The sequence below is a fragment of the Kitasatospora sp. NPDC002522 genome, from assembly GCF_053595195.1.
The window spans coordinates 1-13,568 of record NZ_JBSFXE010000059.1 but is presented as its reverse complement, the minus strand read 5'-3'; the positions used below and the strand labels follow the sequence as shown (position 1 = coordinate 13,568).

General features: G+C 70.7%; 12 protein-coding genes and 1 pseudogene. 10 read left to right on the top strand and 3 right to left on the bottom strand.

The window, feature by feature from the left end:
- Positions 1-43 precede the first annotated feature (43 nt).
- From ACWD4U_RS32025 to ACWD4U_RS32005, 5 genes are all read left to right on the top strand, one after another.
- Complete coding sequence (locus tag ACWD4U_RS32025) at positions 44-1,564, top strand: sugar ABC transporter ATP-binding protein (protein WP_363460845.1); 1,521 nt, start codon at positions 44-46, stop codon at positions 1,562-1,564.
- Positions 1,561-2,643: an ABC transporter permease gene (locus tag ACWD4U_RS32020; protein WP_363460843.1), complete on the top strand. Its 1,083-nt coding sequence runs from the start codon at positions 1,561-1,563 to the stop codon at positions 2,641-2,643. Before ACWD4U_RS32025 ends, ACWD4U_RS32020 begins: the two co-directional genes overlap by 4 nt.
- Positions 2,640-3,611: a galactofuranose ABC transporter, permease protein YjfF gene (yjfF, locus tag ACWD4U_RS32015; RefSeq protein WP_363460841.1), complete on the top strand. Its 972-nt coding sequence runs from the start codon at positions 2,640-2,642 to the stop codon at positions 3,609-3,611. The genes ACWD4U_RS32020 and yjfF overlap by 4 nt, the downstream gene beginning before the upstream one ends.
- A 421-nt stretch (positions 3,612-4,032) precedes the next feature.
- A complete protein-coding gene (locus ACWD4U_RS32010) occupies positions 4,033-4,443 on the top strand; it encodes a hypothetical protein (protein WP_449787370.1) in 411 nt (136 codons plus the stop codon).
- A 159-nt stretch (positions 4,444-4,602) separates the two neighbouring features.
- Entirely contained in the window at positions 4,603-5,007 is a 405-nt protein-coding gene (locus ACWD4U_RS32005; RefSeq protein ID WP_363460840.1) for a hypothetical protein, read from the top strand.
- Positions 5,008-5,356: 349 nt separating this feature from the next.
- On the opposite strand, the gene ACWD4U_RS32000 is transcribed toward ACWD4U_RS32005, so the two are convergent.
- The 3 genes from ACWD4U_RS32000 to ACWD4U_RS31990 form a co-directional block, all read right to left on the bottom strand.
- Complete coding sequence (locus ACWD4U_RS32000) at positions 5,357-6,064, bottom strand: hypothetical protein (protein ID WP_363460838.1); 708 nt, start codon at positions 6,062-6,064, stop codon at positions 5,357-5,359.
- A 438-nt stretch (positions 6,065-6,502) separates the two neighbouring features.
- Positions 6,503-6,715 (bottom strand): P-loop NTPase family protein, encoded by a 213-nt coding sequence (locus ACWD4U_RS31995; protein WP_363460836.1) that lies wholly within the window; start codon positions 6,713-6,715, stop codon positions 6,503-6,505.
- A gap of 104 nt (positions 6,716-6,819) precedes the next feature.
- A complete protein-coding gene (locus ACWD4U_RS31990; protein WP_363460834.1) occupies positions 6,820-7,851 on the bottom strand; it encodes a LacI family DNA-binding transcriptional regulator in 1,032 nt (343 codons plus the stop codon).
- Positions 7,852-8,319: 468 nt separating this feature from the next.
- Here ACWD4U_RS31990 and ACWD4U_RS31985 point away from each other — a divergent pair, with 468 nt between their 5' ends.
- The 5 genes and pseudogenes from ACWD4U_RS31985 to ACWD4U_RS31965 all read left to right on the top strand — a co-directional run.
- Positions 8,320-10,014 carry a ribulokinase gene (locus ACWD4U_RS31985; RefSeq protein WP_363460832.1) on the top strand — a complete coding sequence of 565 codons (1,695 nt, stop codon included), beginning with the start codon at positions 8,320-8,322 and terminating at the stop codon, positions 10,012-10,014.
- Between the two features lie 2 nt (positions 10,015-10,016).
- The gene (locus ACWD4U_RS31980) at positions 10,017-10,688 is read left to right on the top strand and encodes an L-ribulose-5-phosphate 4-epimerase (protein ID WP_363460830.1); all 672 of its coding nucleotides are present in this window, start codon (positions 10,017-10,019) and stop codon (positions 10,686-10,688) included.
- An 11-nt stretch (positions 10,689-10,699) separates the two neighbouring features.
- A complete protein-coding gene (gene araA / locus ACWD4U_RS31975; RefSeq protein WP_363460828.1) occupies positions 10,700-12,208 on the top strand; it encodes an L-arabinose isomerase in 1,509 nt (502 codons plus the stop codon).
- Between the two features lie 181 nt (positions 12,209-12,389).
- Positions 12,390-13,232 (top strand): hypothetical protein, encoded by an 843-nt coding sequence (locus ACWD4U_RS31970; RefSeq protein ID WP_363460826.1) that lies wholly within the window; start codon positions 12,390-12,392, stop codon positions 13,230-13,232.
- 226 nt (positions 13,233-13,458) lie between these two features.
- Positions 13,459-13,568: pseudogene (locus ACWD4U_RS31965) on the top strand (IS5 family transposase); the annotation flags it as partial.

The following is a 13,568-nucleotide window of genomic DNA, read 5'->3' as shown; positions in this document are numbered from 1 at the left end:
CCGTGGCCGGACCGCGTTCGGGAGAAACGAGAGGAGAACCGGGGTGCCTGAGCAACCGGTCCTGGAAGTCCGGGGGATCCGCAAGGAGTTCCCCGGGGTGGTGGCGCTGGACGGAGTCGACTTCCGGCTCTTCCCCGGCGAGGTGCACGCGCTGATGGGCGAGAACGGCGCCGGCAAGTCCACCCTCATCAAGGTGCTGACCGGTGTCTACCAGTCGGACGGCGGTGACGTGGTGCTGGCCGGGGAGACGGTGCGGATCGCCGGGCCGCTGCAGGCCCAACAGGCCGGCATCAGCACCGTGTACCAGGAGGTGAACCTCTGCCCGAACCTGTCGGTGGCGGAGAACATCTTCATCGGCCGGGAACCGCGCCGCTTCGGCCTGATCGACTGGGCCGCGATCCGCCGCCGCTCGGCCGAACTGGTCCGCGCGCTGGACCTGGACATCGACGTCAGCGCCCCGCTGAACAGCTACTCCATCGCCGTCCAGCAGCTGGTGGCCATCGTCCGGGCGGTCGACGTCTCCGCCAAGGTGCTCATCCTGGACGAGCCGACCTCCAGCCTGGACCGCGACGAGGTGCGCCAACTCTTCGCCGTGATGCGCCGGTTGCGCGACCAGGGAGTGGCGATCCTGTTCGTCTCGCACTTCCTCGACCAGATCTACGAGATCTGCGACCGGATGACCGTGCTGCGCAACGGCCGGCTGGAGGGCGAGTACCTGACCAGCGAGCTGGACCAGGTCGAGCTGGTCTCCCGGATGATCGGCGCCGAACTCGCCGGACTCGACCAACTCGCGGGCGGCAAGCGGCACGAGCGCACCGCCGCCGCCGGCCGGACCTTCCTGCAGGCCGAGGGGCTGGCCCGGCGGGGCGCCGTCGAACCCTACGACCTGGACATCCGGCGCGGCGAAGTGATCGGCCTGGCAGGGCTGTTGGGCTCCGGCCGGACCGAGGCGGCCCGACTGCTGTTCGGCGCCGACCAGAGCGACCGCGGAACCCTGCGGATCGACGGAGCGGCGACGGCGCTGCGCAGCCCGCGCGACGCCATCGCCCACGGCATCGCGTTCTGCTCGGAGAACCGCAAGACCGAGGGCCTGGTCGGCGAGTTGACGGTCCGGGAGAACATCGTGCTGGCCATGCAGGCGGCCCGCGGCTGGGCCCGCCCGCTGTCGCGCACCCTGCAGGACGAACTGACGCTGCGGTGGATCCGCGCCCTGGACATCCGCCCGGGCAACCCCGAGGCGCTGGTGCGCAACCTCAGCGGCGGCAACCAGCAGAAGGTCCTGCTGGCCCGCTGGCTGATCACCGACCCGAAGCTGCTGATCCTCGACGAGCCCACCCGCGGCATCGACATCGGCGCCAAGGCCGAGATCCAGAAGCTGGTGGCCAAGCTGGCCGAGGACGGCATGGCCGTCCTGTTCATCTCCGCCGAACTGGAGGAGGTGCTGCGGCTCAGCCACCGGATCGGCGTGCTGCGCGACCACCGGATGGTCGCCCAGCTGGACAACGACGGCGAGCTCACCCCCGAGCGCGTCCTGGCGACCATCGCGAGCGGAGCGGACCAATGAGCACGGCAACGGCGGGTGGAGCGGCGAAGGCGGTGACCCGGCACCGGCTGTTCTGGCCGGCCGCGGTCCTGGCCGCGCTGCTGGTCGCCAACCTCGCCTTCACCCCGGACTTCTTCGCCGTCCACCTCAAGGACGGCCACCTCTACGGCTCGCTGATCGACATCCTGCACTTCGGCGCCCCGCTGATCCTGGTGTCGCTCGGCATGACCCTGGTCATCGCGACCGGCGGCATCGACCTGTCGGTCGGCTCCACCGTGGCGATCGCCGGAGCACTGGCCTGCCTGCACATCAGCGAGTCGAGCGACCCGGCCGCCGCGGGCACCGTGCTCGGCGCCGTCGGCATCGCACTCGGCACCGCGCTGGTGCTCGGCCTGGCCAACGGGCTGCTGGTGGCCAAGGTCGGCGTCCAGCCGATCATCGCCACGCTGATCCTGATGGTGGCCGGCCGCGGCGTCGCCCAGCTGATCACCGACGGCCAGATCATCACCATCGACAGCGCGCCGTACAAGCTGATCGGCGGCGGCTACTGGCTGTCCATGCCGTTCGCGATCCTGCTCAGCGGACTGGTGGCGCTGGCCACCGCGCTGCTCACCCGGATGACCGCGCTCGGCCTGCTGGTGGAGTCGGTCGGCGGCAACCCGGTGGCCAGCCGGCTGGTCGGCATCCGGGCGATGCGCCTGGTGGCGCTGGTGTACGTGTTCTGCGCGCTGTGCGCGGCCGTGGCCGGCCTGATGGTGTCCTCCAACGTCTCGGCCGCCGACGGAAACAACGCCGGCCTGTGGATCGAACTCGACGCCATCCTCGCCGTGGTGATCGGCGGAACGTCCCTGGTCGGCGGCCGGTTCTCGATCGGCGGCACGGTGCTCGGCGCACTGATCATCCAGACGCTCTCCACCACCGTGTACACCATCGGCATCCCGCCCGAGACCACCCTGGTGTTCAAGGCGTTCGTGGTGATCGCGGTCTGCCTGATCCAGTCGCCCAACTTCCGCGCCAAGCTCGCCCGTCGCGGCGGCGGGGCCCGGCACTCCGCCCGCCCGCGCCCCGCCGCCCCCACCAACCGGGAGGTCGGCGCATGAACGCCAACGCCCAACTGGCCCGTCTGCGCGGGCAGATCCCGCTGCTGGTCACCTCCGTGCTGCTGGTGACGATGTTCAGCGTCGGCTCGGTCCAGTACGACGGCTTCTTCTCCGGGCAGGTGCTGCTCAACCTGCTGATCGACAACGCCTTCCTGCTGGTGGTCGCGGTCGGCATGACCTTCGTCGTGCTCACCGGCGGCATCGACCTGTCGGTCGGCGCGGTGGTGGCGCTGTCCACGATGGTCTCCGCCTGGCTGGTGGAACGGCACGGCTGGCCGCCGCTGCTGGTCATCCCGCTGGTCCTGCTGATGGGCACGGCCGGCGGCTGGGTGATGGGCTGGGTGATCCACGTCTTCGAGATCCAGCCGTTCATCGTCACCCTGGCCGGCATGTTCCTCGCCCGCGGCCTCTGCTACACCATCAGCATCGACTCGATCTCCATCACCGACCCCCAGTACACCGCCATGGCCCAGACCCGGATCCCGCTCGGCGACCTGTTCATCTCCCCGAGCGTGGTCATCGCCCTGCTGGTGGTCGCGGTCGGATTCGTGGTGCTGCACCACACCCGGCTCGGCCGCAACGTGTACGCGCTCGGCGGCAGCGAGCAGTCCGCCCTGCTGATGGGCCTCCCGGTGGCCCGCACCAAGACCACCGTGTACGCGATCAGCGGCTTCTGCTCGGCCCTCGGCGGCGTGCTGCTCACCTTCTACATGCTCTCCGGCTACGGCCTGCACGCCGTCGGCCTCGAACTCGACGCGATCGCCGCCGTGGTGATCGGCGGCACCCTGCTCACCGGCGGCTCCGGCTACCTGCTGGGCACCGTCCTCGGCGTCCTGGTGCTGGGCCTGATCCAGACGATCATCAGCTTCCAGGGCACCCTGAGCTCCTGGTGGACCAGGATCGTGATCGGCGGACTGCTGTTCGTCTTCATCGTCCTGCAGCGGGTGATCACCGCTCGCCGCGACTGACCACGAAGCGCCGGCCGCCCCCCACCGCGACCGTCCCGCTCGACCACAAAGGCCGCAGGGCCGCCGCCGCGAACCGCCCTTCGCGCTGGCGGCCCTGCGCTGCTTCGCCGAGGTGACGCACGCTCAGCTCGTGCTTCATCCTGCTTCGCCGTCATGCGGAGGCAGGGGGATGCGGCAGGCGGCGTCGAGTCTGTCGATGATCTTCCGGAGTTCACGGGCGCCCCGGGAGGACATCGCGTTCATCACCCTGTCGAGGAGGGCGCGAGCCTCCAAGGGGTTGCCACAGCAGTACCAGTGCAGGTCGCCCCACTCGTAGTCGTGCCATTGCTCCCGCTCGGAGCGGCGAACGTACTTCCGCCACAGGCGCACAGCGGTGGTGACATCCCCTGGTCGTAGGTATTTCCGAGTATGCTCGAGGTGGGTGACCTCGGAGAGTGCCCGCGAGGAGACACCGTCGATCGCGGGCCTCGAAGCCTGTGTCCGGTGCGCGGGGAGGCCGGTCCGGACCTCCGCCGGCCGTCTACGCGGCATGGACCTTTCGGTTCGTCATCACGCGGCCCATGGTGCCACGCTGACGCTCGCCTCTCGAACGACTTCACTCATCCGGGAGTTCGCCGGACGTGGCCTGACCGCGCGGCGTGACGAACTGTTCGAGCCCACGGACACGTTGCCCTGTGCGGCCGGGCCGGTGGCCGCGCTGCCTCAGTCGAAGGCCGCAGACGACCGGCACGTCTTCGCTGTGGACGTCAGCAACTGGCTGCGGCCGGACGCCGACGAGCGGCCGAGCATGGCAGCGGGGTCAGGACAGACCAAGTTCCTCGCTGCTCGCTAGGATCGAGATCTCGAAGTACGCGTGGGGGTGAAGCACATGGGGACGTTGAGATTGGTATGCCGCCGTAGGTGGATCTTGCTCGGTGGGCTCGTCGTCCTGGGTGGCGGTGCCGGCGTGTACGCAGCTACAGCTGACGGTGCCGTCCCTGAACGCAAGAGAGTGCGCACGGACATTGAGCCACTCCAGCGCCGGTTCCTTGAGATCGGCCGGTTGTCCGACCCTCACTGGCTGGGTTACAACCCGAACGACTCGGGTCGCGAGTTGATCCCGGACCAGGATCCACAGATCCGCGTGGTCGGCATCGCCCGCCTACCCGCAGGTACGGTCAAGTCGATCGTCAGCGTGCCGGGCTACGCCTTCGAGCATTCCGCTCCAGCCCAACCGCCGGAGGAACTGGCAGAGTTCTTGCCCAAGAATGCCGAGTGGCTGAGTAGCGCCGGCTACGACAACCACATCACAAACTTCCACTATCCGGGCAAGTTCCATCTGGCTCCTGCGACGGACTGGGTGTATTTCGACACGATCAATCCCGAGATCGTGGATGGCTCGCACCCACAGCAGTGAGAGTAGGCGCCTGCGCCTGATTTGCCGACAAGAGCGGGCGGTCCAGCTCACAGAAGCCGCCGCTATCCGTCTCAAGATCGTCAACCAGCATCATCCGCGGGACCGGGGTGACCCCGTCAGCAACCAGCAGCATGCCGAGATCGCCCCACATCCGGTTGATCGACGGCGTTCGATTTCCGGCGGCCGAGAGGTTAAACGGCAAGCTCAGCAGCACCGGGGTGCATGGCGGACCCCGGCTGGAGCTGATGCCCGACCAGCGGTCCGCGCTGATCGTCGTGCTGAACCGGACCTCCGCGTGTTCACCTACCGCCGACCAGGCCCGCCGATCCGCAACCGGCGAGTGACGTGGTCAGTGGTCCCAGCTTTCGAAGAAGTGTCCGTTCAGGAGGTAGCTCGGCGGGAAGCCGAGACCGACATCGGTGAGCAGTCGGGCGAGGAACTCGGCTACGCCGCAGTCGAACTGCCGCCACTCGCCGGTGACGTCCGGTCGGACGAGAACGGGCCAGGCGGACGGGTCGGCTGCGCCGGTCTGCCAGGCGAGTTCGAGCTCCTGCTCGGAGCTGGCCCATTGGAGCAGTCCGTCCGGGGCCGGGAACGTCGGCAGTGGGGCGAACCGGTCAGCGGGGGCCGTCTTGGACCAGTTGATGAGGTCCAGGCCCTTGCCGTTCGGGGTGAGAAGGTCGACGTATCCGTCGAAGCTGCCGGGGCCGAACGCGTCGACGACCTCCTTGTACTCCTGCGGTAGGGCGGTTCCCAGCGCGGCCTCTGCTGCCTGCCAGTCGACGGAGGGACGTTCCGTCGGCTTCCAGCCGGTGATCGCGCACAGCCTCTCGACCCGGGTGCTCGTTCCGGAGAGTCCGGCCCAGGCGGGGTCCGGGCGGTCCGCGACGACCACGACCGGCCGGCTGCCGGTGCCGTCGCCGAGGGCGATCCGGCCCAGGCCGATCCAGTGGGCTCGATATCCCCAGCCGGCCAGCTCAACCAGCTCGTCGCCGAACGGCTCCAGCAGTGCAAGACCCAGCTCTTCGGTCACGGTCGGGTCCACGGATCGGTCCATGGCCAGGCTCCGAGGCCGGCCCGACCACTGCCCCAGCGCGGTTCTCAGCCCGGTCAACTCGTCCGTACCCGTGTCTTCGGGAAGCCGAAGGACCGTTGGTCGCACCCGGGGTTCCTGGCGGTGACGGTCCAACAGGTCCCTGACGATTTCGACGAGGTTCGCGGGTGACTGCTGCGGAGTCGGCGGCATCGGACAAGTCAACCCGATCGTGTCCCGGTCCGACCAGCCACCTTTGGACACCGGTACTGACGCACGCTCAGCGACGCGCCGACGCAGCGACGCGCCGACGACCGGGGTACGGGCTCGTCGAAGACGCGTCAGGTCAGAGCGTGGAGCCAGGCGCTGACCTGCCCGGCCGATCGCAGCCGCACCGAGCGGACCCGGGAGTGCGCGGGTCGGCTCAGCAGCTCCGGCACCGCGGTCCGGAACCGCGCGGGGTCACGCCACGCCGAACCCAGCAACCACCCAGTGCTCGCCGGCGGCCAGGCGGCGGACTTCGGCCCGGAACCGCTCCGCCGGGCGGCGGCTCCATGCGGGCCCCCAGAACAGCAGGTCGAGGTCGGTCAGCGGCGCGCCGGTACGTTCGGCCAACTCCCGTGCCAGGGTGGTGTTCTCCGCGCCGGCGGCGCCCACGACCACGATTCGCCCCATCGTCGGATCCGCCTCATCGTCAGGGGCCCGACGTGCCGAGCCGGGCCCGGGTGGGCGACCGCATGTCGTCGCACCCGTGCAGGGACCCGCGCCCGGAGGGCGGGTCAGCGGCGGGCGGCCGGGCCGACGCTGCGGCGGAGCACCATCTCGGGGGGGATCTGCACGTGGGTGCGCGGGTGGGTGGCGCCGGCGAGTTCGGCGACGAGGAGTTCGAGGGCGCGACGGCCGAGCTCGCTGAAGTCCTGGCGGACGGTGGTGAGCGGCGGGGTGAAGTAGCCGGCCTCGGGGATGTCGTCGAAGCCGACCACGCTGATGTCACCGGGGACGGACCGGCCGGCCTCGTGCAGGGCGCGCAGCAGGCCGAGGGCCATGTGGTCGTTGGCGCAGAACACCGCGGTGACCTCGGCCTGTTCGGCGAGCCGCAGCCCCGCCTCGTAGCCGGAGCGGGCGCTCCAGTCGCCGCTCTCGACGGGCGGGACCGGCGCGCCGGCGGCTTCCAGCACCCGGCGCCAGCCGTCCCGGCGGTCCTGGCTCTCCTGCCAGCCGGGCGGGCCGGCCAGGTGGTGGACGGTGCGGTGGCCGAGGTCCAGGAGGTGCCGGGTGGCGGCCTGGGCGCCGGAGGAGTTGTCCACCGACACCATCGGAACCCGCGGCTGGGTGCCGGAGCCGACCGCGACGATCGGGATGGCGCTGGAGAGCCGGGCGACCGCGCTGACGGCGGAGGTCTGCGGGGCGATCACCACCACGCCCTCGATGCCCTGGTCGCGCAGGCGGTCCACGGCCTCCTGGACGGAGCGGCTGTCGAGGGAGCGCAGATTGGCCACGCTGACGAAGTACCCGGCGCTGCGGGCGGCCCGCTCGATGCCGTCCAGCATGGAGGCCGGCCCGTAGAGGGTGCTGTCGAAGCTGACCACACCGAGGGTCTGCGAGCGGCGGGTGACGAGGGCGCGGGCGGCGGAGTTGGGCCGGTAGTCGAGCTCGCGGATGGCGGCGAGCACCCGCTCCCGGGTGTCGGGGCGGACGTGCGGCGCACCGTTGAGGACCCGCGACACCGTCTGGTGGGAGACACCGGCCAGTTTGGCCACGTCCGCCATCACCGGTTGGCGCTGCTCCGTCCCGACGGCCTCTGATCCCACGCGGAGCTCCCTCGTCGACTGGTGAACCCTCATCCTAGCGGTCCGGGCCATTTGTTCACGCTCACATTACGCATCTGCGCCGGTCGATGGGTGGTCAGGGGGCGCGCGGTCGTCGAAGCCGCGTCGAAGCGGTCGAACGGGGGAGAGGCGGGGATCGGCGGCCGAGGGACTGCCTGTGGTTGGCAAGTCCGGCGAGTTGGGGATGGTGAGGAACCTTGACAGGCATCTTGTGAGCGCTAACAATTACGTGAGCGTTAACAGGCACAAGGCCAGACACAAGGCCATCACCAACTCCGCCGACCAGGCAGCGATTCATCCCCGCTTCGCACTGCCCTGGACCGGCGGTGCCGCTCCGCGCTCTGAGGGTGAGCTACGGGGCGGCAGCCCGCCGCCGGCGCCGCCCGGGCATGGGTTCCGGGTCGGCGGCGGGCGCCAACAACGTCGGCCTCCCGTACGAAGGATGAGAGAGTGACCGTGATCCAGGCCGTCCGGGACGAGGAGAGCTACGTCGTCGGCGTCGACTTCGGCACGCTGTCGGGACGCGCCGTGGTGGTGCGGGTGCGCGACGGCGAGGAGCTCGGCACCGCGGTGCACGCCTACCCGCACGCCGTGCTCGAACGCGAACTGCCCGGCACCGGTCGGGCGCTGCCGCCGGACTGGGCGCTGCAGCACCCGGAGGACTGGCGCGAGGTGCTGCGCACCGCCGTCCCCGCCGCGCTCGCCGCCTCCGGCGTCGACCCCGCCCGGGTCATCGGCGTCGCCACCGACTTCACCGCCTGCACCGTGCTGCCCACCCTGGCCGACGGGACTCCGCTGGCCGAGACCGCCGAGTGGGCGCAGCGCCCGCACGCCTGGCCCAAGTTGTGGAAGCACCACGCCGCGCAGGACCAGGCCGACCGGATCAACGCGCTGGCGCACGCCCGCGGCGAGAAGTGGATCCACCGCTACGGCGGGAAGATCTCCGCGGAGTGGCAGTACGCCAAGGCGCTGCAGGTGCTGGAGGAGGACCCGCAGGTCTACGCCGCCTGCGAGCGCTGGATCGAGGCCGCCGACTGGATCGTCTGGCAGCTCACCGGCGTGGAGAGCCGCAACGCCTGCACCGCCGGCTACAAGGGCATCCACCAGGACGGCGGCTACCCGAGCGAGGACTACCTCGCCGCGCTGCACCCGGACTTCGCGGACTTCGCCCGCACCCGTCTGGAGCACCCGCTCGCCGCGCTCGGCTCCCGGGTCGGCTCGCTCACCGCCGAGGCCGCCGCCTGGACCGGCCTGCCCGAGGGCATCGCGGTCGCCGCGGGCAACGTCGACGCGCACGTGGCCGCACCGGCCGCCGGCGCCGTCGAGAACGGCCGGCTGCTCGCCATCATGGGCACCTCGACCTGCCACGTCGTCAACGGCGCCGTCCTCGCGGACGTCCCGGGCATCTGCGGGGTGGTCGAGGGCGGCATCGTCGAGGGCGCGTACGGCTACGAGGCCGGGCAGAGCGCGGTCGGCGACATCTTCGCCTGGTGGCTGCGCCAGGGCCTGCCGGCCGACTACCTGGCCGAGGCCGCGGCCACCGGCGAGGACGCGCACCAGCTGCTCACCCGCAAGGCCGCCGGGCAGCCGGTCGGCGGGCACGGGCTGGTGGCGCTGGACTGGATGAACGGCAACCGCTCCACCCTGGTCGACCACCACCTGTCCGGGGTGATCGCCGGGCTCACCCTGGCCACCCGCCCCGAGGACGTGTACCGCGCCCTGCTGGAGGCCACCGCGTTCGGCACCCGCGTCATCGTCGAGGCCCTGGACCAGGGCGGCGTCCCGGTCGAGGAGTTCATCGTCACCGGCGGGCTCAAGAAGAACGCCCTGCTGATGCAGATCTACGCGGACGTGCTGCGCCGGCCCGTGTCGCTGGCCGAGTCCGAGCAGGGCCCGGCGCTCGGCTCGGCGATCCACGCCGCCGTCGCCGCCGGCGCCCACCCCGACGTACGGGCCGCGGCCGCCGCGATGGGCCGCGTCCAGCGCCACGCCTACCTGCCCGACCCGGACCGCGCCGACGCCTACGACCTGCTGTTCGCCGAGTACCGGGCCCTGCACGAGCACTTCGGCACCGGCCCGGACCTGCTGCTGCACCGCCTGCGCCGCCTGCGCAACACCGCTCTCACCCACGACAGCGAGGACTGAGCATGACCTCCCCGATCGACCTGGTCCGCCGTCAGGTCAGCGACTTGCACCAGGAGCTGGTCCGTTACCAGCTGGTGGTCTGGACGGCGGGCAACGTCTCCGCCCGGGTCCCCGGCGAGGACCTGCTGGTGATCAAGCCGAGCGGCGTCTCCTACGACGCGCTGACGCCCGAGAACATGATCGTCTGCGACCTGGACGGCAACGTCGTCGAGGGCGACCACGCGCCGTCCTCCGACACCGCCGCCCACGCCTACGTCTACCGGCACCTGCCCGAGGTCGGCGGGGTGGTGCACACCCACTCCACCTACGCCAGCGCCTGGGCCGCCCGCGGCGAGCCGGTGCCGTGCGTGCTGACCGCGATGGCCGACGAGTTCGGCGCCGAGATCCCGGTCGGACCGTTCGCGCTGATCGGCGACGACTCGATCGGCCGGGGCATCGTGGACACCCTGCAGGGCCACCGCTCGCCGGCGGTCCTGATGAAGAGCCACGGCGTGTTCACCATCGGCAAGGACGCGAAAGCCGCCGTCAAGGCCGCGGTGATGTGCGAGGACGTGGCCCGCACCGTGCACATCTCCCGTCAGCTCGGCGAACCACTGCCGATCGCCCAGGCGGACATCGACCGCCTCAACTTCCGCTACCAGAACGTGTACGGCCAGCAGCCCGCTGCCCGGTGAGGAGCCACCCCATGAGCAAGCCGCTGCAGCCCCGCCAGGTCTGGTTCCTGACGGGCAGTCAGGGACTCTACGGCGAGGAGACGCTGCGTCAGGTCGCCGAGCAGTCGCAGCGGATCGCCGCCGCCCTGGACGGTGATCCCGCCGTCCCCGTCGAGGTGGTGTGGAAGCCCGTCCTCACCGACGCGAGCGCGATCCGCCGCCTGTGCCTGGAAGCCAACGCCGAGGACGACTGCATCGGGCTGATCGCCTGGATGCACACCTTCTCCCCGGCCAAGATGTGGATCGCCGGCCTCGACGCCCTGCGCAAGCCGCTGCTGCACCTGCACACCCAGGCCGACGTCGACCTGCCCTGGCACAGCATCGACATGGACTTCATGAACCTGAACCAGGCCGCCCACGGCGACCGCGAGTTCGGGTACATCCAGACCAGGCTCGGCGTCGCCCGCAAGACCGTCGCCGGTCACGTCAGCGACCCGACCGTGGCCCGCCGGATCGGCTCCTGGGTACGCGCCGCCGCCGGCCGCGCCGAACTGCGCACCCTGAAGCTCGCCCGGTTCGGCGACAACATGCGCGACGTGGCCGTCACCGAGGGCGACAAGGTCGAGGCCCAGCTCCGCTTCGGCGTCTCGGTCAACACCTACGGCGTGAACGACCTCGTCGAGGCCGTGGACTCGGCCACCGACACCGAGGTCACCGCGCTGGTCAAGGAGTACGAGGACACCTACCGCCTCGCTCACGAGCTGTGGGCCGGCGCCGAGCAGCACGACTCGCTGCGCTACGCCGCCCGGATCGAACTCGGACTGCGCGCCTTCCTCGAGGACGGCGGCTTCAAGGCGTTCACCACCAACTTCGAGGACCTCGGCGGGCTGCGCCAGCTCCCGGGCCTCGCCGTACAGCGGCTGATGGCCGACGGCTACGGCTTCGGCGGCGAGGGCGACTGGAAGACGTCCGTCCTGCTGCGCACCCTCAAGGTCGCGGCCACCGGGCTGCCCGGGGGCACCTCCTTCATGGAGGACTACACCTACCACCTCCAGCCCGGCAACGAGTTGATCCTCGGCGCGCACATGCTGGAGGTCTGCCCGTCGATCGCCGCCGCCACGCCGAGCTGCGAGATCCACCCGCTGTCCATCGGCGGCCGCGAGGACCCGGTGCGCCTGGTCTTCGACGCCGAGCCCGGCCCGGCCGTGGTCATCGGCCTCGCCGACCTGGGCGACCGGTTCCGCCTGGTCGCCAACGAGGTCGACCTGGTCGAGCCGCCGGCGCCGCTGCCCCACCTGCCCGTCGCCCGCGCCGTCTGGCGCCCCCGCCCCGACCTGCGCACCTCCACCGAGGCGTGGCTGACCGCCGGCGGCCCCCACCACACCGTGCTCTCCCGCGCGCTCGGCGCCGAGGAACTGGACGACCTCGCCGAGATGCTCGGCGTGGAACTCGCGATCATCGACGCCGACACCCGGATCCGTCAGTTCACCCGCGAACTGCGCTGGAACCAGGCCTACCACCGCCTGGCCCAGGGCCTCTGACACACCATCACCGCCCCCCCGGACGACGCCCGCCCCTGTGCGGGCGTCGTCCCGTTTCACGGCAAGCCGTACGGTCAGGGATGCCAGAATGTCGCCGAGCTTCCTCGCCGGGTCGCCGGCACGATCCAGCCGTGCCAAGTGACTCGACCACGTGCCATCAGCTGCCCGGAGTGTGATCCGCATGGGCTCTCGTGTCGTCCCGGTGGCGCCAGGCATCCTCATCCGCAGCGGCGAGATGCACCTGGGTGACCATCCTTGGCAACCCGAGTACGCCGCGTACTTCCTCACCGGCCAATGCGACGGAATCGTCATCGGGGACGGCGACCTCTCGTGGCTGCCCACGGTGCCCGGACTCAAGCGGCTGCGGCTGATGAACGGGACCGGTGCGCTCGCACCGATCGCCGACTGCACCTCACTCACACTCCTGCGGCTTCCCCTGCAGGGGCGACGGGGCGGCTTCGACTTCTCCCGCCTGGCAGCCCTGGAGGAGCTCGAAACTCCGGTCCTGCCCGGATTCGAGACGCTCCGCCCCCTGACCTCGCTGCGCGAGCTGACGGTCGTTCACTGGCGGGATCTGGCGCTGGCCGAGATCGGCCCGAAGCCGAACCTGACGTTCCTCCGGATCGCCTGTGTCAGAGGCCGCGGACTCTCCCTGGCGGGTGCCGGCCACGTACCTGACCTCGATCTGCTGTGGATCGAGGACGGTGTCCTCACCGACACCGACCGTCTGTGTGAAGCCGACCAGCTCACCGAGGTGCGCTTGGTGGGTGCGAAGACCTCCACCGTGGACTTCGCCTCTGGCCTGCCCAGGTTGCGGAGCCTGCTCCTGGAGAACTGCGGCCCGATCGACTCCCTGGCCCCGCTGGCCGGTCATCCCACTCTGCGTCAGGTCACCATCTGCGGGAGCACGGTCGTCGCGGACGGTGACCTATCTCCGTTGCTCGACCCTCACCTGACGCATGTCACGCTCGAACGCAGGGCCCCGCACTACAGCCATCGCCCGGCCGAGGTGAGAAGGGGCTGACGCCGGTCGGCTGAGAGGGCGTTTACGTCACTTCTGGCGCCATTCTTGGCGATATGCACTCCTGGTGCGGTGTGGCTGGTGGTGCACAGGGGGCTGGCGATTCTGGGGGTGCGGCGAGCCCATTGTCTTGTCCACGCTCCTCCCGTTTCATCCCGGGATGCGGATTGTGCGCCGTGTGCTTCGAGCGCTGGCACGCGCGCCCGGAGTCGGCGGGTAGATCAGCATCATGCCTGAACGTCGTCGCTACCCGAGCGATCTGTCCGATGCCCGGTGGGAGCTGGTCGAGCCGGTCCTGACGGCGTGGCGGGCCGAGCGACGCGGCCGCGGCCTGGACAT

Excerpts from the sequence above, each read along its gene's own strand:
- ACWD4U_RS31970 (WP_363460826.1), top strand. The coding sequence starts at position 12,390 with ATGGGCTCTCGTGTCGTCCCGGTGGCGCCAGGCATCCTCATCCGCAGC.
- ACWD4U_RS32000 (WP_363460838.1), bottom strand. The coding sequence starts at position 6,064 with ATGGACCGATCCGTGGACCCGACCGTGACCGAAGAGCTGGGTCTTGCA.
- ACWD4U_RS32020 (WP_363460843.1), top strand. The coding sequence starts at position 1,561 with ATGAGCACGGCAACGGCGGGTGGAGCGGCGAAGGCGGTGACCCGGCAC.
- araA (WP_363460828.1), top strand. The coding sequence starts at position 10,700 with ATGAGCAAGCCGCTGCAGCCCCGCCAGGTCTGGTTCCTGACGGGCAGT.
- yjfF (WP_363460841.1), top strand. The coding sequence starts at position 2,640 with ATGAACGCCAACGCCCAACTGGCCCGTCTGCGCGGGCAGATCCCGCTG.
- ACWD4U_RS31980 (WP_363460830.1), top strand. The coding sequence starts at position 10,017 with ATGACCTCCCCGATCGACCTGGTCCGCCGTCAGGTCAGCGACTTGCAC.
- ACWD4U_RS31995 (WP_363460836.1), bottom strand. The coding sequence starts at position 6,715 with ATGGGGCGAATCGTGGTCGTGGGCGCCGCCGGCGCGGAGAACACCACC.